Here is a 20108-nt window from a genome sequence, read left to right on the forward strand (position 1 = left end):
TAAGACCAGAAAAGCTGACCGTTTGGTCAGCTTTTTTGCTGCTTTTATATAAAAATGTAAAATAAACTTGACACAAAATGTAAAGTTTACTATACTATTTTTGTAAAGTTTGCTTTACAAATAGATGATAGGAGGAAAAAATGGAAACAAAAATTCAAGAACTCCGAAAAGCAAATAAAGTTAGCCAAGCCGAGTTAGCAGAGGCGCTTGGGGTTACCAGACAAACCATTATTTCCTTAGAAAAAGGACGCTATAACGCTTCTTTGGAGTTGGCACACAAGATTGCTAGATATTTTGGTATGACAATCGAAGAAGTCTTTATCTTTGATGAAGAGTAAAATGTGAAGATAGATAAAATCTATTTGTTGTTTTTACAAAAAGGGGAGTAAGTTATGTTATTAAAGGCTGTTGCAAATTGTAATCGTAAAAAAAGTTTGGAAGAGTATCGTAGTTATTTATTAAGAGTATCCTGCCTTATTTTCGTTTTCTCGGTGTTAAGCATAGGGGTATCTCATTTTGTAAAAAGCAGTGATTTTGCTTCAGGTTTATTGCTGGGCATGGGCATTTCAGGATTTGCTTTTACGATTTATTATCAAGTACTTTGTCATCAGACTAATAGGTTGAAGGCTGCATATGTTGCAGTGTACGATGAACGTAATCAATTTATTTTACGACTTAGTGCAGCATCAACTTTAATTTTGATGTTTATCATAAATGTTTTCTTGCTAATTTTATATGCTTTTTGTGGTGTAGCATTTTCGTATCTGATTCTATTATTGATTTGGTTGTATAGTTTGATTTTTGGTTTTTTAATTCTTAAAGTCATTTTTTCAAAGATTTTGTAGGAGAAATTTTGATGAAAAAATTAGTATCATTTTTTAAATATTTTGGTATGGCAATTGGCTTGATTTTTTTAGAACAGTTGCCGACTGTTTTTCTAGCTAAAAATCAGCCGTTTTGGCAAAGTTTTCTGATTGCCCTCTCTTTGCTAGTGGTTGCGATTTTGACAATTTACGTTGCAAAACGCTTAGGATTTTTCAGCAAAGCTAGTCAGGTGTGGAATAGCGGGGCTTATAAGCCTATTATTATGGGATTTTTGATTATGGTTCCAGTTAAAATGTTGGGCGGTATGACTTTGGTTTTAGAGCATGGTAGCAATGCAAATACGCTCAATCAATCTGTGATTGAACAACTTGGTATGCCACCAGTACTGTTGTTTGCTTTATCGGTAGTCGCTGCGCCGATTGTTGAAGAGGTTGTATTTCGTGGCTTTATTGTAAAACAAGCATTTCATTATTCTTATCTTGGTGTTATTGTTAGTAGTGCTCTTTTTGGAGCTGTTCATATGCCAACAGACCTTGGAAGTTGGATTCTCTACGGCGGTATGGGATTAGTTCTTGCTTTGGTTTATCAAAAAACGAAAAAACTAGAGTATTCAATAGCTGTTCATGCCCTCAATAATTTCCTTGGTGTACTGTCATTGATTCTGTAATTTATCAGAGAAAAAAGGTTGAGACAATCGTCTCAACCTTTTTATAATATTTTACAAAGCTTTTGCTTTATTGATTGTAGCGTCAATACTTGAAACAACGCTAGCTGTCAAACCAGTTTTTTCGAGATCAAGAAGACCTGCAATAGTTGTTCCACCAGGACTTGAAATTTTATCAATCAAGTCATGTGGACTGTCAGTCCCTTGAAGAAGATTTTCAGCGCTAGCTAGGACAGTCTGAGTTACAATGTCTAGAGATTTTTCTTTTGGAATACCGTATTTGACACCAGCTTTAGCAAGAGCTTCGATAAATAGATAAATGTATGCTGGGCTTGATCCAGCAAGAGCTGTAAATGTATCGAAGTCCTTTTCTGGAATATCAAAAGTTGATCCAAAGCTGTCAGTGATTTCTTTAGCGGTAGCTAGGAGTTCTGCAGAAACCTTGTCATTAGCACAAATAGCAGTTGTACTTTTTAGAATTTGGGCGTTGAGGTTTGGCATGATTCGAATCAATGGAAGATTTGGATCTGTCAGTTTGCCAAGGCGTTCAAGTGTTACCCCAGCTGCCATGGAAAGAATGGGTTGATGGAAGTGAAGTCCAGCAAGGACTGTCTCAAACATTTGAGGTTTGATGCCAAGGACAACCAAATCAGATTGGTCGATAAGTTCTTGGTGTGAAAGAGCTGCTTCAACTTCAAGCTGCTCTGCAATTTCGCGTGAGCGGGGAAGTGAAGAACCTGAAATGATGATATCGTGTGATGTTGTGTTAAGTCCGTTGATAATGGCTGTCGCCATTTTTCCGACTCCGATAAATCCAATTTTCATAGTAAGACAAAGGGGAAAGTACAAGGAAAATGCCTAATGGCTTAGCTCCCCTAGCTCCTTTCTAGTATTTTTTGATGAGGTCAACAGTTGAGCGGTCTAATTTCTTAACGATAGCTTGAATGAAAGCTTGGGCTTGCAAGAAGTCATCCATAGCATAAAGGCTTTGATGTGAGTGAATGTAGCGAGCGCATACTCCAATAGTTGTTGATGGAATACCACCATTTTTGAGGTGAGCAGCACCAGCATCTGTACCACCTTTTGCAGCATAGTATTGGTATTTGATGCCTGCTTCTTCGGCAGTTGTGAGCAAGAATTCACGCATGTCTTTTAACATAACATGTCCTGGATCGTAGAAACGGAAAAGTGTTCCGTCACCGATTTTGCCTTGGTTGCCATAAATGTCGCCAGCAGGTGAACAGTCAACAGCAAAGAAGAGTTCTGGTTGGAATTTAGTTGCTGAGACATGTGCCCCGCGAAGACCAACTTCTTCTTGAACGTTAGCACCAGCGATAAGCGTGTTATCAAGTTTTTGTCCTTTAAGGCTTTCAAGTAATTCTGTCACCATAAGCACACCAAAGCGGTTGTCCCAAGCTTTAGAGATAACATTTTTTTCGTTGGCTGTGAGAATTGTTTCAGATTTTGGAACGATGATATCACCTGGCAAAATACCAAAGGCTTCAGCTTCAGCTTTGTCTGTAAATCCTGCATCAAAAATGATGTCATCGATTTTTGGAAGAGAAGCAGAGCCATTTGCCCCACGAAGGAAATGTGGTGGAACTGAACCAGAAACGACTGGAATAGCACGGTTATCACGTGTGTAAAGAGTGAAGCGTTGTGAACTTAAAACAAGTGGGTTCCATCCGCCGATTCCAACAGCACGCATAGTACCATCGGCTTTGATTTCGCTAACCATGAAACCAACTTCGTCCATGTGCGCTGCGACCATGATACGTGGTGCATTTTCAGCATCAGAGTTTTTGATACCAAAAATACCACCAAGACCATCAGTTTGCACGTCATCAACGAGCGGTGTGATTTTTGAGCGAAGATAGTTACGCACGCTGTGTTCGTACCCAGCGATGCTATCAAGTTCAGTGATTTCTTTTATTTTTGAAAATAAGTCTGACATATAAAACCTCGATTCTATGGTTTCTATTTTACCACGTTTTCTGACAATTTTTAGAAAAAACATATTAAATGTTTGGGTCTTGGTATTATGTGCTGAAATATGCTAAAATAAAGCGTATGAAAAACAAAAAGAAAAGCTTACTGTCACGTTTTGGTTTAGTGGGAGTCAGCGGTGTCATCGTTTTGGGAGCAATCCTAAAAAAACAAAAGGACGAAAAGCGAAAAGAACAGGTTAAAGAGCAGATTCGTGATTATTTTAATCAACTTGGCGAGATTTCTGTGCTTTATTTGAATGATTTTGAATCTGATTCTCAAAAAACGACTGGAGGTCTTGTTTTTGAGGATGGTCGCACGTTCCAATTTGTTTACCAAAATGGTGAGATTAGCTACGAGGAGGAGAAAAATGATTAGTCCAAAATCCTATGAAGAAATGGCAACCTATTTAGAAAATGACGGCAAGGTAGTTTTCTTTTTTACAGCAAATTGGTGCCCAGACTGCCAATTTATCTATCCTGTTATGCCTGAAATTGAGGCAGAAAATCCAGAATTCACATTTGTCCGTGTTGACCGTGATGAATTTATGGAAGTCGCACAACGCTGGAATATTTTTGGCATTCCAAGTTTTGTGGTAACTGAAAATGGGAAAGAAATTGGTCGTTTAGTTAATAAATTGCGCAAAACAAAAGCAGAAATTAACAGCTTTTTAGCTGGATTGAAATAGGAGAGAAAATGATTTTTACGTACAACAAAGAACACGTCGGTGATGTCCTAATGGTGATTGTCAAAGATAGCAAAGGTGCTAAACTTGACTACGAACGCAAAGGTAAAGTATCACGTGTTTTCCTTGAGAAAAATGGTGAAACAGTTGCTTGGAACATTTTTGAAGTGTCAAGTTTGATTACAATTGATGGTGTTGGTCAAATCACTTTAACTGACGAAGATGCTGCTAAGCTTAACGCTGAATTGACAAAAGAAGGCTTTAGCGAACAATTAGAAAATGATCCTTCACCAAAATTTGTTGTTGGTCAAATCAAAGAAATGGTTGCTCATCCAGATAGTGACCACTTGAACATTTGCCAAGTGCAAATCTCAAATGACAAAACTGTTCAAATCGTTGCAGGTGCTCCAAACGCTGCAGTTGGTTTGAAAACAATCGTTGCCCTTCCAGGTGCTATGATGCCAAACGGAAGTCTTATCTTCCCAGGTGCCCTTCGTGGTGAAAAGAGCTTTGGTATGATGTGCTCACCTCGTGAATTGGCACTTCCAAATGCTCCACAAAAACGTGGAATCATCGAACTTGATGATACAGCCGTTGTCGGCGAAGCCTTTAATCCAGAAAAACACTGGAAAGGGTAAGAAAAGGAAAACGAGCTAGAGAATTCTAGTTCGTTTTTTTGATAGAAATTATCAATTATCTTTAAGTTTTTTCGAATAATAAGATAGGAGGTAATTGATGTACAATAAAGTAATTATGATTGGGCGCTTGACGGCGCAACCTGAACTTGTGACGACAGCTAACGATAAAAGTGTTACACGTGTAACACTTGCGGTCAATCGACGTTTTAAATCGCAAAATGGTGAGCGTGAGGCTGACTTCATTTCGCTGGTGGTATGGGGACGTTTGGCAGAAACACTTGTGTCTTATGCAGGCAAAGGCAGCTTACTTTCTGTTGATGGCGAGCTTCGCACACGCAAGTACGAAAAAGATGGTCACACGAATTATGTGACAGAAGTGCTTTGTCATTCTTTCCAACTCTTAGAAAGCCGCGCACAACGTGCTATGCGAGAAAATAATGTGGCAAATGATTTGGCAGATTTAGTTCTGGAAGAGGAGGAATTGCCATTTTAGTGTAAGCACAGTCTAAACTTTTTCAAAGCTTCCTTCTTCTCTTGAGTCAATCGATGAAAAAAGATGAAAGATTTGGTGACTATTGTCATTTTTAGCTAGTTTTACAGAAATTATGAGAAAAAAGCTTGGAAAGCCCTTTCAAAAATGCTATACTGGAGAAAATGTGTGGAGAAAGAGCTATGTTTAAAATAATTTTTAGCGATATTGATGGCACTCTCATCAATGACGCCTTGGAAGTAACGCCAAAAACGCGTCAAGCCCTAAGTGATGCTGTCAATTCAGGAGTGCGATTTGTGCCTGTTTCGGCGCGCATGCCTGAAGCAATTAAACCAATTATCAAAGATTTTTTGCCCCAAGTTCCGATGATTTCTTATAATGGAGCTTTTATTCAAGATGAAAATGGTCAAGTGATTGATAGCTGCCCTATGAGCCCTCAAGCAGCGCAAGCTATTTGCCAATATTTAGAAAAAGAAGTTCCAGATGTTGCTTGGAACGTCTATAGCGGCGAAAAATGGTTGTCGCAAAATCGGATGAACAAATGGATTTCTCGTGAGGAAAAAGTCGTTGGCTTGGTTTCTCAAGAGGCTGATTTGGAGGCAATTGGTCATTTGTCTGAAGTTCATAAATTACTTTTGATGGGTGAGCCAGAGAAAATGGTTGTCTTGGAAGAAAAGTTAAAAGAACTTTATCCTGGCTTATCGATTGCACGTTCGTTGCCGTATTACATTGAAGTGATGGCAAACGGTATTCAAAAAGGACGAGCTGTTAATCTTTTAGCCGACCATTATGGTGTTGATATGTCTGAAACTTTGGCGTTTGGTGATAATTTTAACGACCTAGACATGTTGGAGGCTGCAGGTGAGGCATATGTCATGGCAAATGCTCCGAAGGAAGTTAAGGAGCGTATTGGTCACGTGACTGCAAACCACAACCACGATGGGATTGCTTTGGTTTTAGAGAAATTTAAACTAGCTAGATAAACGATTCTTTTTATAACGATTGCTAAATTCCTACGCTTTAATGTAGGAATTTTTTTGATGACTTTTGCCACTAAAAAAATTGATTTTTGTCACATCAAGCTGATGACAAATGTTTGGTGATAGCGCTTTCTTTTTCTGGTAATATTATCTCTGTTGAATGTTGAAGCTACTTCGACAAATTTCAATAGGAGAAAGGACTTATGAAAAAAGAACAAGAAAAGAAATGTGTCAACTGGTTTATGCACAAACGCGGTAAACAATGGATTTATGGTTGTGGTGTTTTAGTTTGTGGTATGGTCTTAGGAACTGTGGCTACACCCGTTATGGCTGATGAAGCTGTTTCTTCATCAACAGAAATGGTAGCGGTTACAAATGCAAACTCAGAAAACGCAAATACAGACCAAAAAACTGAAGTAGGTCAAGAAGTACAACAACCTGCTAATCAGTTAGAAACTCCGGTTACAGAAAATCAAACACCAACTGAACAAGGAGTTGTTGAAGAACAAAACCAAAATGTCACAGAAGAAAATCAAGTAACAGAAAATCAAGATGTTACAGAACAAAATCAAGTGACTGAAAATCAAGAACCTGCGACTGAAACTTCAGACGATGCTCAAAAAACTGAGACATCAGATGCTGAAGAAAAAGTTGATGTGACTGATTCGCTTAAACAAAAAACTGACCAACCTAGCGTGAGTGCCGTAAAAACTAAAAAAGCCCTTTCTGCTAATTTGACTAAGAAAAAAGAAAGTAACTATAATACAAATCTTCAAGGTTTGAGTTATGATGCAAATGTTTGGGAAGTTCGTGAAGATGGTTTGTATAGTAATGCTGTTGGAAAAGGTGATAACTTCCTTTTCTCAACCTCAACAGGTAAAAACTTTGTCTTCCAAACAGATGTAACATTCTTACAAAATACAGGTGCAGCTTCACTTGTTTTCCGTTCAACTGGTGATGCTCAAAATCTAAAAGGTTATGTTGTAAACCTTGACGGAAATTCACACAAAGCAAGATTATGGCGTTGGGCTGAAGCAAATCTTATCAATGATAAAGAAATCCCAGCAACTCCAGACAATAAATATTTCTTGAAAGTTGTAGCAGCTGACGGATGGATTTCATATTATATCAATGGTATTTTGGTTGCAAACTTGAGTGACTACACTATCCAACGTGACGACCTTGGTCAAACAACATACATCAAAGATGGTAATTTCGGTCTTTTGAACTGGAATGGTGAAATGATTTTCCAAAATACTTTTTACCGTGAACTTACTGATGCAGAATTACCACTTCTTAAAGATGTCACAGTTACTTCAAAAAATGGTCCAGTTGAACCTAAGGGACAATTCTTCCCAGAAGGTGCTGTTTATATCCAATACGTATCACATGATGCTTCAACTGTTGACTTAAGTTTTGTTGCTAATAATCCAGCTGCAGTTATCAAAGTGACAGATGCTCAAGGTAATGTTTATTCAAATCCAAGCGATATTCCGGTATCAGTTGGTGCTAACTACCTCACAGTAACAAGTACTTACACAGTAGACGGTTACGAAGTGACATCAACTTACCGTATTAATGTTCACCGCCGTCAATCAGCAGAAGTTTATTATAATGAAAACTTCCGTGACCAATATCACTACTCTGTTAAAGATGGCTGGGCAAATGACCCTAACGGATTGGTTTACTACAATGGTGTTTATCACATGTTCTACCAATTCTACGATGATATTAAATGGGGTCCAATGCACTGGGCACATGCAACAAGTAAGGATTTGATTCACTGGGAAGATCAACCAATTGCATTCTATCCAGACTATAACGGGGCAATGTTCTCAGGTTGTATCGTAGCTGATAATAACAACACAAGTGGTTTGTTTGACGGTAATGAAGGTGGCTTGGTTGCCTTGATTACAGCTGATGGTGAAGGTCAACGTATCAAAGTTGCTTACAGTAAAGATGAAGGTAAAACTTGGCAAAAAATTGATAAAATTGCAGCTGACTGGTCAACTGACCCATTGCAAAATCGTGATTTCCGTGACCCTAAAGTCTTCCGTTGGGAAGGCAAATGGTTCATGGTTCTTGCAGGTGGACCACTTCGTATTTACTCATCAGATAATCTCCTAGATTGGTCTGTTGAATCAACATATCCAGATCTTCACACTGAATGTCCAGACCTTTACCCAATCATGGCAGAAGGTAACACAGTGAAATGGGTTCTTTCTCGTGGTGGACGTTACTATAAAGTTGGTGATTTAAAACAAGTTGATGGACACTGGAAATTTGTTGCAGACGCTGATTATCAAGAATCAGATGGTATCATGAACTTTGGTAAAGATTCATACGCTGCAATGACTTACTACGTACAAGATTTTGGTACTAAAGCTAATCCAACACTTCCTCAAATTATTGAGCTTAACTGGATGAATACTTGGGATAACTATTGTAACCTTGTAGCTGAACGTGTTGGTCAAAAATTCAATGGTACATTCAACCTTAACTTGACACTAGGTCTTGTCAAAGACGGTGATAAATACGTTCTTACTCAAACACCAATCAAAGCATATGAAAGCTTACGTGATGTAGACAACAAAGTTGAATACACAGATGTTGTTGTTGGTAAAGATAATAATCTCTTTAAAGATTTCTCTGGTGATACCTATGAAATTGTTGCTCACTTTAATCCAAGTAACAGAACAACAAAAGTTGGTTTCAACCTTCGAGTAGGTCCAGGAGAAGTGACTAAGGTTTATTATGATTTAGAAACAGGACGAATCGCTATTGACCGTAGTCAATCAGGTATCATCCTTACAGAGCTCTTTAGAAATATTGATAGCCAAGCAGTAACACGCAACGCTGATGGAAGTATTGACCTTCATATCTTTGTTGACCGTGCTAGTGTTGAAGTCTTCACAAAAGGTGATACTGTCACAGGTGCTAACCAAATCTTCACATCACCTCAAAGTCTCGGATTAAGTGTATTTTCTGAAGGTTATGAATCTACAGCAGATATCGTTCTTTACCCATTGAAGAGTATTTGGAAAGATAAAGTTGAAACTACTGAACCACAAAGTGTTGTGCCTGCGTCTGCTAAGAATGTCAGAATGAATGTTGGTGACAGCACAGTGGTTAAAGCGTACGTCTCTCCATCAGTTGCTAACCAAGATTTGCTTTGGTCAATTCTTAACAATGGTAATGTGTCAGCAGAAATTTCTGGTAATCAAGTCTTCGTTAAAGCACTTAAGAAGGGTCAAGTGATTGTTAGAGCACAATCTAAATCTAACCCGGCAGTTTATCAAGATTTCGTTCTTGATATTCTAGAAGACAACTTCAAGACAAACGTTAAAGATGTGAAAGTCTTTGCTGGTGATTGGCATGCTGACGGTGAATCATTGAAAGTTGAAAACCATGGCTCAAACGATATTTACATGGCAGCCGATAAGATGCCATACGAAAACTATCAAATGGATTTGGATATCAAATACGGTCGCGGAATTGTAAATATCTTCTTTGCTTCAGGCAATCCAGATGCTAACAATGCCTACACAATCCAATTCGGTGGAAATAACTCTGTTCGTTTGTTCCGCTTCTACGGTGATACTATTGCAGAATCACCAATGACAGCAGCCATTAACGACAATCAATTCCACCACGTTCGTTTGGTGAAATCAGCAAATGCTATTCAAGTCTTTGTTGATAATCAATTGGCAATGTCTTACACATTTGATCAAGTTGAAGACTTCTTCAATGATCCATATCTTGGTCTTGGTCTTTGGGATGGTGAACTTGAGGTTCAAAACTTCTTCGTAGTAGATTTGGATGCTAAAGAACCAACACAAAGCGGAGAAAATGGTGGAGTCGTGCCAACAGATCCTCAAACACCGGAAGAAACACCTTCAGAACAAGCAGTTGCAACAACTACATTGGCAGCTAAAGCGCCTGCTAAATCAGTCAAAGTTGCAGATGCTAAAGCTCCAGTTATTCCAAAATCTGCGGTTGTTTCAGAAAGTGTCTTGCCACAAACTGGTGAAAAAGATAATCATCTTGCTGGACTTGGTATTGTATCAATCCTAGCGGCTATGGGAGCATTCTTTGGACAATTCTTCAAGAAAAAAGAATCATAATATTTAGGATATTAGGGAAATGAAAAGAAAGGAGAACACTTGTTTTCCTTTCTTTTTTGTCTTCTTGCTAGGTGTCAATCAAGGTCAAATTGTCTAGACATTTTAAACATGCTATAATACTTGTATATTATCAGTTGAGATTTTTGAGTAAGTAGAGAAGGTAGGGAATGAAAAAAGGAAAACTTATAGCATTATTAGTAAGCGTTTTTATTGCGCTGCTAACGATGCTTGGCATTTATCTTCATTACAAATTGGTTCCTTATAATGAAAATCGTGTCAAAATCGGGGCAACTTATATGACCATGAACAATGATTTCTATAAGGTTCTAAATAATGAAATTGACAAAATTGTAGAGGAAAAAAATGATATTCTCTACACACGAGATCCAGCACTTGATGTTAATAAACAAACTCAGCAAGTGGAACTGTTTATCAAAAAGAGAGTGGATATTATCATCATTAATCCTGTTGATGCTGACAGTAAAAAGTTGATTAAAGCTTTGAAGAAAGCTAAGGAAACAGGCATTAAGGTTGTGGTTGTAGATAGTCAGCTTTCAGATAATTCTCCAGTTGACACGACGATTGTGTCTGATAATTATCAAGCTGGTGTCTTATGTGCGCAAAACCTTATGCAGACTCAATCAAGTGCCAAAATTTTACTTTTAGAACACCAAAAAGCGGTGTCTGCAGTAGATCGTATTAATGGTTTTTTGGCGACAATCAAGGAACATGATAGCTATCAAGTTGTTGATAGAAAAGATTGTTTGGGTCAGACTGAGGTTGCTATGCCACAAGTTGAGTCGGTTATCAACTCTGGGGTAGATTTTGATACGGTCATGGCGCTTAATGACCAAGTTGCAATCGGGGCACTGGCTGCTATTGAGAATATGAAAGTTACAGCTCCCGTTAAAATTTACGGTGTTGATGGGTCACCTGACATGAAAAACTTGTTAGCAACAACTAGCTCCATTCAAGCGACCGTTGCACAGTCACCTTTGACTATTGGTGAGAAAGCTATTCAGGCTGGGTATCGACTTTACCATGATAAAAAAGTGGATAAAGAGATTATTATTCCAGTTGAATTCATGACGAGTGAAACTGTCTTAAATAGTGATTTAACGGGGTGGCAATGATGAAAATTTTAAAAAATGTTGAGGTTGCCAAACGTGCATTGTTAGTCATTAATTTTATGGCGGTACTTTTTTACAGTTCGGTCTATCTGTCAGCGACTAAGTATATTATTGAAAATAATTTTAGTCGTTCGCTACTAGAAAAAATCAATATTATTCCAAGTTCACCTGAACGAATTTTTTGGCTATCAAATTTATTTTTTATTGGCTTACTTTTGATAATGTATGTCAGAAATCGTGAATTTGAAAAAGAAACTAAGGCGCGTGACTGGCTGGCAGTTCTTGAAATCATTTTGCTGTTTGCGACTTTTTTTGCTTTGCAATTATCCTATAACGGCTTGATTTTATTGGTCTTCATGGATATTTTCTTTTCATATACAGACTTTTACACATTTCGTGAAAAGAAAGCCTGGCTGCTTTTTATTGTAGCTAGTTTTGGTTCGCTTTTGCTGTCAAATTATGATGTACTGTCACTTTTGGTGAGAACACCAGATTTGGATGTTTATATTAATTTCTTCCCAGCAAGTACACGTCTTGTGATTTTGTTCATCAAGAATGGATTGATATCGCTTAATATGATTGTCTTTATCATTTCATTGATGACTTATATTATTTATTCGGTGACAGAAAATCATAAGATCGAGGAAGAATTATTAATGGCTGCGCAAGCCAATACGCGTTTGAAGGAATACGTTGCGGTGTCTGAAAAGATTACCGAAGATAGGGAACGTAGACGTATTGCGCGTGAGATTCACGACACAATTGGGCATGCTTTGACGGGGATTTCGGCAGGGATTGATGCCGTGACGGTTTTGATTGACCTTGACCCAGAACATGCTAAAAAACAATTAAGCAGTGTATCAAATGTTGTTCGCGAAGGGATTGTCGATGTTCGACGTTCTCTTAATAAAATGCGACCAGGAGCTCTTGAAAATCGTACGTTGAAAGATGCTCTAGAAAAGATGCTTTCAGAGTACCAAGAGCTGTCACACTTGCAAATTGATTTAAATTATCATTGGGATAATGTTGACTTTGATAAGACCAAGGAGGACGTTATTTTCCGAGTTATTCAGGAATCTGTGACGAATTCTTTGCGACATGGTCGTGCAACCAAGATTAAAATTAGCATGCTCAGTGAGAGTGATTATGTTTTATTGATTAAGGATAATGGAACAGGAAGTGAAAACATCAAGTATGGTTTTGGCTTAACGCAGATGACAGAACGTTTAGCTATTATTGGTGGTCGCGTTGCCTTTTCTGGTAAAGATGGATTTTCTACAACGATTCATATCCCTAAAATACAAGGAGAAGAAGGATGATACGAGTACTTATTGCAGATGATCAGGAGTTGATTCGCGAATCTTTGAAGATTGTTTTATCAGCTTATCCTGATATTGAAGTTGTTGGGGCTGTGAGTGATGGAACAGAGGTTCTAGAAACTCTGCCGACGAGCAAACCTGATGTTATTTTGATGGATATTCGTATGCCTAAAATGGATGGCGTTTTGTGTACCAAAGCGGTCAAAGAGCATTATCCAAATATCAAGGTTATCATTTTGACGACATTTGATGATGATGATTTTATCTACAGCGCTCTTAAATACGGTGCGACAGGTTACATGCTAAAAGGAACGTCAATGGATGATTTGCATGATGCTGTTGTAACAGCCAATGAAGGACGTGCCATGATAAACCCAGATATTGCCACAAAAGTTTTCAAACTTTTTTCACAAATGGCTCAATCAAATTTTGCTATCCAAGTTGACGATGACTTGGTTCATGACATTAGCAAAATGGAATGGCGTATCATTCAACAAATTGGTTTTGGTTTGTCAAACAAAGAAATTGCTGCGAAGTTGTATTTGTCAGAAGGAACGGTGCGTAATTACCTTTCTAACATTTTGTCAAAACTCAACTTGCGAGATCGTACGCAATTAGCGATTTGGGCGGTTCAGACAGGTGTAACGCTCAAATCATTTGAGGATGATGATCATGACTAAACTAACCAAGATAAAACTTTGGCTTTCAGCGATTGTTCTTTTAAGTGCTTGTATTGGTGGTTATGTCTATTATCAAATGCAACAAAAGACAATTTTAAAAATTGGTGTATATGCTGGCAGCAGTTGGGATGTACCAAATGGTAATGATTATAAAGTGATTGATACAGCTATTAAACGCTTTGAAAAACTCCATCCTAGTGTCAAGGTTGTCTACGAAAGTGGGATTTCAAAAGCCGATTATTCAACTTGGTTGACAGATCAGATTGTAGCTGGAAAACAACCTGATGTGTTTATCGTGCCAGAAGATGACTTTAACCTTTTATCATCAACAGGTGCTCTGTCAAATTTGGACAGTAGTATCAGCACTAGTTTTTATGATTCCATTTTTTATAATTCATCTTATCAAGCAGGAGAGTATAATCATAGCCATTATGCATTACCGTTTGAAAGTAATCCAACCATGATGTGTATTAACATTGATCTTCTTGAAAAAGAAGGCATTAGCATTCCAAAATCAGGTTGGACGGTTGATGATTTTTATAATATTTGTAAACAAGTAACTAAGGATACAGATGGTGACGGGGTCATTGATCAGTATGGTTGCGTTGGCTATACTTGGCAGCAAGCTGTTGCTGCTTACGGCGCAAAACTTTTCAATGAAACAGGTAGCAAAGCGTATTTTGATAGTGAAAAGGTTAAAAAAGCATTGGGCTTAATTACTCAGCTAAAAGCTTTAAATGGAAATTATGAAGTGACAATGAAAGACTTTGATGAAGGAAAAGTTGCCTTCATTCCAATGTCATTAGCCATGTATCGAACTTACAAACCTTACCCTTACCACGTTGCCAAGTATTCAACATTTTCATGGTCTTGTGTAACTATGCCAGCCAGCCAAAAAGGTGTTGATGCAACGCAGGTTTCAACATCACTCTATGCGATTTCGTCAAAAACAAAACATCGCAGTGCAGCTTGGCAATTTTTAAAATTCTTGTGTACAGATGAAAAAGTTCAACAATCTGTCTTTAATTACTCTCAAGGAAGTTCAGTTTTGAAATCTGTCATGCGTAGTCAAGCAACAGAAGATAAATTGAAAGAAGACGGCTTTGGTTCTGAGTCACTGACTGTTTCAACACTAGATTCCATGCTTAGCCAAGGTGTGACGAAACCAACCTTTAAAACTTACAACAGCGTGATGAATCAAGCAGATTACATCATCAATAAATCATTAGCTAACAACAGTATTGATAGTGATTTGTTTGCTATTCAAAAGGAAATTGAGGATAGTTTAAAATAAAAAAGAAAGTCTGGAATAAATTGTTCCAGGCTTTTTTCATGTTTTCTAAAAATGACATTTGTCATTTTCAATATGGCGATTGTCATTGCCATGATATGACAATCGAGAGTGTGAAAACGCTTAATACATTGATAGAATAATAGACAGATAAGGAGAGATAAAACTATGAAGTATTTACTACTGGTGAGTCATGGTGGTTTTGCAGAAGGTCTCAAAACTTCTTTGGCTATGTTCGCTGAAGATAAGATGGACCAAGTCATTGCAGTTGGTTTGAAAAACGGAAAAACTGTTGATGATTTTGCGCAAGATTTCAGACAAGCCATTTCAGGTTTGACAGCTGAAGATTCAGTTATCGTTCTTGCAGATATTGTTGGTGGTAGCCCACTTACAACAGCTTGCAGTGTTTTGGACGAACTTGGCAAACTTGATGACGCTGTTATCCTAGGTGGTATGAATTTACCAATGGCAATTACCTCAGCAGTTATGAAAGATATGCTTGAGGGTGACGCTTTTGTTCAAGCTGTTTTGCCAGAAGCTCAAGCAGCTCTTCAAGAATTCAAAATCGCTTCAGATGATGAAGAAGACGACATTTAATAATTAAAAAGGAGATTAACAATGACTGTTTCATTTGTACGTATTGACGACCGTATGATCCACGGCCAAACTGTAACACGCTGGGCAAAAGAATATCCATGTGATGGTTTGATTGCCGTAAACGATGCTGCTGCAAGCAACAAAGTTTTGACACAAGCTTATAAAGGTGCTTCAGACAAGAAAACTTTTGTTTGGACAGTAGATGCCTTTGGTAAAAAATCACAAAAAGTTTTGGATTCAGATACAAAATATTTTGTTATCACTAAAAACCCAATTGACATGAAAAAACTTTTGGTTGACCAAGGGTTTGTTCCAAGTGATGTTAAAGAAATCATCGTTGGACCATGTAACGACCGTCCAGGTGCTGTAAAACTTGGTAACAACCAATCAATCACACAAGAAGAAGCTGATGCGATTGAAGCAATCGAAAAAGCAGGTTACAAAGTTAAATTCCAACTTCTACCTGACGTTTCAATTGGTTACTGGTCAGATTTCAAATCTAAATTTGGTTATTAATATTGACAGTTTATCTAGAAGCTAAGGCTTCTGATGACTTAATAAAAATTTTTTAAATAATATAGGAGAAGAAGTATTATGGCAATTTCTTGGTTCCAAGCAGCCTTATTAGGTTTGTTTGCATGTTTGTCTTCAATGCCTGGTCTTGGTGGTACAACCATTGGTAACTATACTCTTGGTCGTCCATTAGTCGGTGGTCTTGTCTGTGGTCTTATTTTAGGAGATCTTAAAACAGGTATCATTTGTGGTGTGGCAATGCAATTGGTTTACATCGCACTTGTAACTCCTGGTGGTACAGTTTCAGCCGATGTGCGTGCTGTATCTTATATCGGTATTCCTTTGGCAATGGTTGCTATCCATTCACAAGGTTTGTCAGCTGACTCAGCTGATGCAGCTAACTTGGCTAAATCAATGGGTACTCTTGTAGGTACTGTTGGTACAGTTCTTTTCTACGGAACAGCTACAATGAACCTTGTATGGCAACATATTGGTTGGCGTGCTGTTGAAAAAGGAAACTTCAAACAACTTTACAAAGTTGACTGGCTATATCCTTGGATTTCACATATCGTCTTCTCATTTGTTCCAACTTTGATCATGTGTAAACTTGGTGCAACTGCCGTAACAGCAATGAAAGATGCTCTTCCAATGGATGGTATCCCAATGAAAACCCTCTTCACAGTCGGTGCTTTGCTACCATGTGTCGGAATCGCAATTCTTTTGAAACAAATTGTTGAAAAAGCTGTTGACTTTATTCCATTCTTTGTTGGATTTACTTTGGCGGCTTCACTTGGTTTGAACTTGGTTTCATGTGCAGTTATTTCATTGATCTTTGCAGTATTGTTCTACGAACTTGAAATGGCTAAACATGTAAAAGCAACTGCAGCAGCAGATGACTTTGACGATGATGAGGAGGATATCTAAGATGGCTCAAAAAAAATTAACTAAGAAAACTTTAATGAAATCTTTCCATCATTGGTACTATGGTAACTTGACATGTTTCTCACAAGAACACATGCAAACATTTGGTTACCTAACTTCTATGCTACCAATCGTGGAAGAATTATATGATAACAAAGAAGATCAAGCACGTTCAATGCAAACATATACAGCATTCTTCAACACTGAACCTCAACTTGGTGCCCTTATCGTTGGTATCACAGCAGGTCTTGAAGAAGCTCGTGCTAATGGTTCTGAAGAAGTTGACGATGAAACAATCAACGGACTTCGTGCAGGTCTTATGGGACCAGTTGCAGGTATCGGTGACTCTCTTGTCGTTGGTACTTTGATTCCAGTTATCTTAGGTATTGCCCTTGGTCTTTCAACAGGTGGTTCTCCAATCGGTGCAATTTTCTACATCGTTGTATGGAACTTGCTTGCATACCTTGGTATGAAATTTGCATACTTCAAAGGTTATGAACTTGGTGATAAAGCCGTTGAATTCCTAGTTGGTGCTCAAGGTCAAGCTATCCGTAAAGCTGTATCAATCGTTGGTGGTATGGTTGTCGGTGGTGTTGCCGCTACTTGGGTATCAGTTAAAACTTCATTCCAACTTGGTAACGCTAAACACCCATACTTGGTTCTTCAAGACAAATTGGATGCCGTTTATCCAGGTTTCCTAACAGCATTATTCATCGTATTCTGCTGGTGGTTGATGGCTAAGAAAAACATCTCACCAATCAAAGTTATGCTATTGCTCGTAGTTATTGCCTTTGTCGGTGTACTTGTTGGTTTCTTCAACCCAGGTTTGTCTTACTAATTTACATACTTCTAGAGGAGAAATATCATGACAAAATCAGAACTTATCAGAGGTTATGAAACTGAAATAGCTTATCAAAAACATATGCTTGAAAATTTAGGTCGTTGGTTGACTTTACTTCTAGCAGTAACGAGTTTAGGATTTTTACTCATTTATTTCTTTAACAAACAAATCATTTTGCTAATTCTCGGTTTTGTCGTGATGATCCTTGGAAGTTTGGGCATGTTAATATTTGGCTATGGTATCTACCATGGTAAGAAAAATCTTGCCAAAGTTATTGACGATTTTGAAACAAAACTCCAATCATTTTAAATCAAAATGTGTAAACTCTTTTTAAAAACTATTCTAAAATAACAATACAAAAAAATTACAATTACTTACTCAAACATTCAACATAAAAAGGTTCCTAGTACGTAATCTCCTTGCTAGGAATCTTTTTATGTTTTATTTTTCTGAATTTTAAAAATATATTAACAAACACTAAGAGATAAAGGCGAATTTAGAGTAATAAATACAAGTGTTTACGAATATAAAAGAGAGGACTGTGCAAAAACACATATTAAAGTATTTGATGTATTGTGAAAGGAAAAGTTGTATGAATAATAATGAGAAAATAGGGGAACTTTATAAAGAATTACGTTTGGCAAGGGGGCTTAAACTTAAGGATATTGCTACTAAAAAGCTTACCGTTTCGCAACTTTCAAAATTTGAACGGGGACAGTCTATGTTGTCTGCAGATAGATTTTTATTAGCAATTTCTGGATTAAATATGAATTTCGCTGAATTTGCACATGCTATGGATGACTACCAGCCAAATCATTTACTAATATTAACACTCGAAGTACCTTTTATTGTTCACAGCTTGTTTGGGCAGCATATAAGGATACCACAGGAGTTGATATCGGAACAGCAGCGTGGGGAACAGCTATTCATCCATTTGAATTAGTAAACAATAAAACACAAGTTATTTATAGAAATAGGACATCATAATGAAAAAGAAATCTTGGCTAATTTTATTAGCAATGGGTGTTTTAGGATTATCGGGTTGTCAGAGTAAGGCAACGAGTAAGCCAGCAAAAGCATATGATTTGGCAATTTCGTATGGCAATCAGATAACGACATTTAAAACTGATAACAATCAGCTTGAAAAAGTTGAGACACGACAGTTATTTGATAAAGATATTGGCATTTGGCAAGAACGCCTACAATCTGTCAAGGGAAATTTATACGGTAAAACTCACGAATCAATGAATTCATTTAAAAAGTATTTATTCGATGTAGAACCTAAGACTTTAAAAGGTAAATTGACAGAAGTTGGTGGTAATGACATCTATGGCTCAGCTAGTGATGAAGAGTATATTTACACAACTGCCGCTTTCTTAGGGCATACTGATTTTTATAAATACGATACCGACCTACATCAAGTTACCAAAAAATCAATTAAAGAGGATGGTCTAATGAACCTCACCAATGACATGCTTTTTGTTGGTGATACGCTTTATGTCCTTGTGGGATCCGTGAATAATGAGACAGCGACTAATGCTAATTATCTATGGGTGATGAACAAGCAGCTAGAAGTCCAAGAAAGAATCAATCTCAACTATACCGAAGGTGGTTATTTTCGAATGGTTGAAGCAAACGGAAAACTTTACATGACAGCTGCTAAAGAAGGAGTTCGTGAGGATGGCGAGCCAGGTGGTGGGCAGCATATTCTTGTTTACGACCTTGCAAGTGGTGAAACCAGTCGTATTGAAACCGAGTTTGAATACCCGAAATTTATTTATTATGACAAGTCTCGCCATCAATTGCTAATTCTTCATGACCCGCTCTATGTTGCTGATTACAGTTGGACAATCATTGATTTAGAAACGCTCTCTCAGACCCAACTTACTTTCCCAGAAATTACTTCGGGAATCCAAGAAGTCTTTTTCACGCAGAGAGATTCGGATTACTACTTTTTATTTAATGAACATTTAGTGAAATACTCTGCGGATACACAAGAAAAAACGATTTATGATTTATCAAAATTTGGCATAGATTACGCAGATGCCATTATTTTTAGCAAGTAAAGCTGGAGTATATGTCTTCATTTGGAGATAGAATTTTATTTTTCTGAATTTTAAAAATATATTGACAAATAGATAAAATAGGGGTAAACTGTAAACAATCAAAAACAATTTACGCAATTCAATACCTAGCACTCATTGATTTGTGAATCTTAACAGGAGAAAATAGTATGCTTAAAAATTCGTCTATTCTGACTAAAAAACTGAATCGATACTATTACTTTAGTTTCTTTAGATAGACGTTTGTAGCCAATCATGGATGCAAACGTCACCTGCGTTTGTATCTATGAAGCTAAAGCATTTTGACTGTTTTGAAAAAGCCGATTAGATACTTAGAGATCTAACTGGCTTTCAGGTATTT

The 20108-nt window shown here is 37.5% G+C and carries 21 protein-coding genes and 1 pseudogene; 20 read left to right on the plus strand and 2 right to left on the minus strand.

What is annotated here, in order from left to right; genetic code table 11:
- Positions 1–140 precede the first annotated feature (140 nt).
- Genes ACN0NP_RS05410 through ACN0NP_RS05420 form a run of 3 tightly spaced genes read left to right on the plus strand, consistent with a single transcriptional unit; the run spans position 141 to position 1492 of the window.
- Entirely contained in the window at positions 141–338 is a 198-nt protein-coding gene (locus ACN0NP_RS05410; protein WP_021141442.1) for a helix-turn-helix transcriptional regulator, read from the plus strand.
- A 54-nt stretch (positions 339–392) separates the two neighbouring features.
- On the plus strand, positions 393–845 hold the full coding sequence (locus tag ACN0NP_RS05415; RefSeq protein WP_039690206.1) for a hypothetical protein: 453 nt from the start codon (positions 393–395) through the stop codon (positions 843–845).
- Between the two features lie 11 nt (positions 846–856).
- Positions 857–1492 (plus strand): CPBP family intramembrane glutamic endopeptidase, encoded by a 636-nt coding sequence (locus ACN0NP_RS05420; RefSeq protein WP_024344500.1) that lies wholly within the window; start codon positions 857–859, stop codon positions 1490–1492.
- Positions 1493–1543: 51 nt separating this feature from the next.
- On the opposite strand, the gene proC is transcribed toward ACN0NP_RS05420, so the two are convergent.
- Positions 1544–2314 carry a pyrroline-5-carboxylate reductase gene (gene proC, locus ACN0NP_RS05425; protein ID WP_045798324.1) on the minus strand — a complete coding sequence of 257 codons (771 nt, stop codon included), beginning with the start codon at positions 2312–2314 and terminating at the stop codon, positions 1544–1546.
- A gap of 61 nt (positions 2315–2375) precedes the next feature.
- Positions 2376–3443, minus strand: coding sequence for a glutamyl aminopeptidase (gene pepA / locus ACN0NP_RS05430; RefSeq protein WP_423216910.1), 1068 nt, complete (start codon positions 3441–3443; stop codon positions 2376–2378).
- A gap of 116 nt (positions 3444–3559) precedes the next feature.
- Here pepA and ACN0NP_RS05435 point away from each other — a divergent pair, with 116 nt between their 5' ends.
- The 17 genes and pseudogenes from ACN0NP_RS05435 (at position 3560) to ACN0NP_RS05515 (ending at position 19750) form a co-directional block, all read left to right on the plus strand.
- Positions 3560–3853, plus strand: a complete 294-nt coding sequence (locus tag ACN0NP_RS05435; RefSeq protein WP_027968030.1) for a DUF4651 domain-containing protein — start codon at positions 3560–3562, stop codon at positions 3851–3853.
- Positions 3846–4163, plus strand: a complete 318-nt coding sequence (locus ACN0NP_RS05440) for a thioredoxin family protein (RefSeq protein ID WP_021141448.1) — start codon at positions 3846–3848, stop codon at positions 4161–4163. Before ACN0NP_RS05435 ends, ACN0NP_RS05440 begins: the two co-directional genes overlap by 8 nt.
- Positions 4164–4171: 8 nt before the next feature.
- Positions 4172–4798: a YtpR family tRNA-binding protein gene (gene ytpR / locus ACN0NP_RS05445; RefSeq protein ID WP_423216911.1), complete on the plus strand. Its 627-nt coding sequence runs from the start codon at positions 4172–4174 to the stop codon at positions 4796–4798.
- Positions 4799–4895: 97 nt separating this feature from the next.
- The gene (locus tag ACN0NP_RS05450; protein WP_021141449.1) at positions 4896–5291 is read left to right on the plus strand and encodes a single-stranded DNA-binding protein; all 396 of its coding nucleotides are present in this window, start codon (positions 4896–4898) and stop codon (positions 5289–5291) included.
- 179 nt (positions 5292–5470) lie between these two features.
- Complete coding sequence (locus ACN0NP_RS05455; RefSeq protein WP_024344505.1) at positions 5471–6271, plus strand: Cof-type HAD-IIB family hydrolase; 801 nt, start codon at positions 5471–5473, stop codon at positions 6269–6271.
- Between the two features lie 200 nt (positions 6272–6471).
- On the plus strand, positions 6472–10392 hold the full coding sequence (locus ACN0NP_RS05460) for a GH32 C-terminal domain-containing protein (protein ID WP_423216912.1): 3921 nt from the start codon (positions 6472–6474) through the stop codon (positions 10390–10392).
- Positions 10393–10559: 167 nt separating this feature from the next.
- Positions 10560–11525, plus strand: coding sequence for a sugar ABC transporter substrate-binding protein (locus tag ACN0NP_RS05465; protein ID WP_423216913.1), 966 nt, complete (start codon positions 10560–10562; stop codon positions 11523–11525).
- A complete protein-coding gene (locus ACN0NP_RS05470) occupies positions 11516–12841 on the plus strand; it encodes a sensor histidine kinase (protein WP_423216914.1) in 1326 nt (441 codons plus the stop codon). Before ACN0NP_RS05465 ends, ACN0NP_RS05470 begins: the two co-directional genes overlap by 10 nt.
- Entirely contained in the window at positions 12838–13521 is a 684-nt protein-coding gene (locus ACN0NP_RS05475; protein WP_003067868.1) for a response regulator transcription factor, read from the plus strand. The genes ACN0NP_RS05470 and ACN0NP_RS05475 overlap by 4 nt, the downstream gene beginning before the upstream one ends.
- A complete protein-coding gene (locus ACN0NP_RS05480; protein ID WP_074566994.1) occupies positions 13508–14815 on the plus strand; it encodes an ABC transporter substrate-binding protein in 1308 nt (435 codons plus the stop codon). The genes ACN0NP_RS05475 and ACN0NP_RS05480 overlap by 14 nt, the downstream gene beginning before the upstream one ends.
- A gap of 165 nt (positions 14816–14980) precedes the next feature.
- Positions 14981–15409 carry a PTS sugar transporter subunit IIA gene (locus ACN0NP_RS05485; RefSeq protein ID WP_003067864.1) on the plus strand — a complete coding sequence of 143 codons (429 nt, stop codon included), beginning with the start codon at positions 14981–14983 and terminating at the stop codon, positions 15407–15409.
- Between the two features lie 21 nt (positions 15410–15430).
- Positions 15431–15925 carry a PTS system mannose/fructose/N-acetylgalactosamine-transporter subunit IIB gene (locus ACN0NP_RS05490; RefSeq protein ID WP_009853259.1) on the plus strand — a complete coding sequence of 165 codons (495 nt, stop codon included), beginning with the start codon at positions 15431–15433 and terminating at the stop codon, positions 15923–15925.
- A 78-nt stretch (positions 15926–16003) separates the two neighbouring features.
- A complete protein-coding gene (locus tag ACN0NP_RS05495; RefSeq protein ID WP_003067859.1) occupies positions 16004–16846 on the plus strand; it encodes a PTS mannose/fructose/sorbose/N-acetylgalactosamine transporter subunit IIC in 843 nt (280 codons plus the stop codon).
- 1 nt (position 16847) lies between these two features.
- Entirely contained in the window at positions 16848–17681 is an 834-nt protein-coding gene (locus ACN0NP_RS05500) for a PTS system mannose/fructose/sorbose family transporter subunit IID (protein WP_074630158.1), read from the plus strand.
- 27 nt (positions 17682–17708) lie between these two features.
- Positions 17709–17993 carry a hypothetical protein gene (locus ACN0NP_RS05505; RefSeq protein ID WP_021141460.1) on the plus strand — a complete coding sequence of 95 codons (285 nt, stop codon included), beginning with the start codon at positions 17709–17711 and terminating at the stop codon, positions 17991–17993.
- A gap of 283 nt (positions 17994–18276) precedes the next feature.
- Positions 18277–18492 (plus strand): annotated as a pseudogene (locus ACN0NP_RS05510) (helix-turn-helix domain-containing protein); the annotation flags it as partial.
- Positions 18493–18670: 178 nt separating this feature from the next.
- Positions 18671–19750, plus strand: coding sequence for a hypothetical protein (locus tag ACN0NP_RS05515; protein WP_423216915.1), 1080 nt, complete (start codon positions 18671–18673; stop codon positions 19748–19750).
- The last annotated feature ends 358 nt before the right edge of the window (positions 19751–20108 follow it).

It is taken from the genome of Streptococcus equinus (genome assembly GCF_049393805.1).
GTDB lineage: Bacteria > Bacillota > Bacilli > Lactobacillales > Streptococcaceae > Streptococcus > Streptococcus equinus.

Coding starts and splice junctions, on each gene's coding strand:
- ACN0NP_RS05410 (WP_021141442.1), top strand. CDS start 141: ATGGAAACAAAAATTCAAGAACTCCGAAAAGCAAATAAAGTTAGCCAA.
- ACN0NP_RS05415 (WP_039690206.1), top strand. CDS start 393: ATGTTATTAAAGGCTGTTGCAAATTGTAATCGTAAAAAAAGTTTGGAA.
- ACN0NP_RS05420 (WP_024344500.1), top strand. CDS start 857: ATGAAAAAATTAGTATCATTTTTTAAATATTTTGGTATGGCAATTGGC.
- proC (WP_045798324.1), bottom strand. CDS start 2,314: ATGAAAATTGGATTTATCGGAGTCGGAAAAATGGCGACAGCCATTATC.
- pepA (WP_423216910.1), bottom strand. CDS start 3,443: ATGTCAGACTTATTTTCAAAAATAAAAGAAATCACTGAACTTGATAGC.
- ACN0NP_RS05435 (WP_027968030.1), top strand. CDS start 3,560: ATGAAAAACAAAAAGAAAAGCTTACTGTCACGTTTTGGTTTAGTGGGA.
- ACN0NP_RS05440 (WP_021141448.1), top strand. CDS start 3,846: ATGATTAGTCCAAAATCCTATGAAGAAATGGCAACCTATTTAGAAAAT.
- ytpR (WP_423216911.1), top strand. CDS start 4,172: ATGATTTTTACGTACAACAAAGAACACGTCGGTGATGTCCTAATGGTG.
- ACN0NP_RS05450 (WP_021141449.1), top strand. CDS start 4,896: ATGTACAATAAAGTAATTATGATTGGGCGCTTGACGGCGCAACCTGAA.
- ACN0NP_RS05455 (WP_024344505.1), top strand. CDS start 5,471: ATGTTTAAAATAATTTTTAGCGATATTGATGGCACTCTCATCAATGAC.
- ACN0NP_RS05460 (WP_423216912.1), top strand. CDS start 6,472: ATGAAAAAAGAACAAGAAAAGAAATGTGTCAACTGGTTTATGCACAAA.
- ACN0NP_RS05465 (WP_423216913.1), top strand. CDS start 10,560: ATGAAAAAAGGAAAACTTATAGCATTATTAGTAAGCGTTTTTATTGCG.
- ACN0NP_RS05475 (WP_003067868.1), top strand. CDS start 12,838: ATGATACGAGTACTTATTGCAGATGATCAGGAGTTGATTCGCGAATCT.
- ACN0NP_RS05480 (WP_074566994.1), top strand. CDS start 13,508: ATGATCATGACTAAACTAACCAAGATAAAACTTTGGCTTTCAGCGATT.
- ACN0NP_RS05485 (WP_003067864.1), top strand. CDS start 14,981: ATGAAGTATTTACTACTGGTGAGTCATGGTGGTTTTGCAGAAGGTCTC.
- ACN0NP_RS05490 (WP_009853259.1), top strand. CDS start 15,431: ATGACTGTTTCATTTGTACGTATTGACGACCGTATGATCCACGGCCAA.
- ACN0NP_RS05495 (WP_003067859.1), top strand. CDS start 16,004: ATGGCAATTTCTTGGTTCCAAGCAGCCTTATTAGGTTTGTTTGCATGT.
- ACN0NP_RS05500 (WP_074630158.1), top strand. CDS start 16,848: ATGGCTCAAAAAAAATTAACTAAGAAAACTTTAATGAAATCTTTCCAT.
- ACN0NP_RS05505 (WP_021141460.1), top strand. CDS start 17,709: ATGACAAAATCAGAACTTATCAGAGGTTATGAAACTGAAATAGCTTAT.
- ACN0NP_RS05515 (WP_423216915.1), top strand. CDS start 18,671: ATGAAAAAGAAATCTTGGCTAATTTTATTAGCAATGGGTGTTTTAGGA.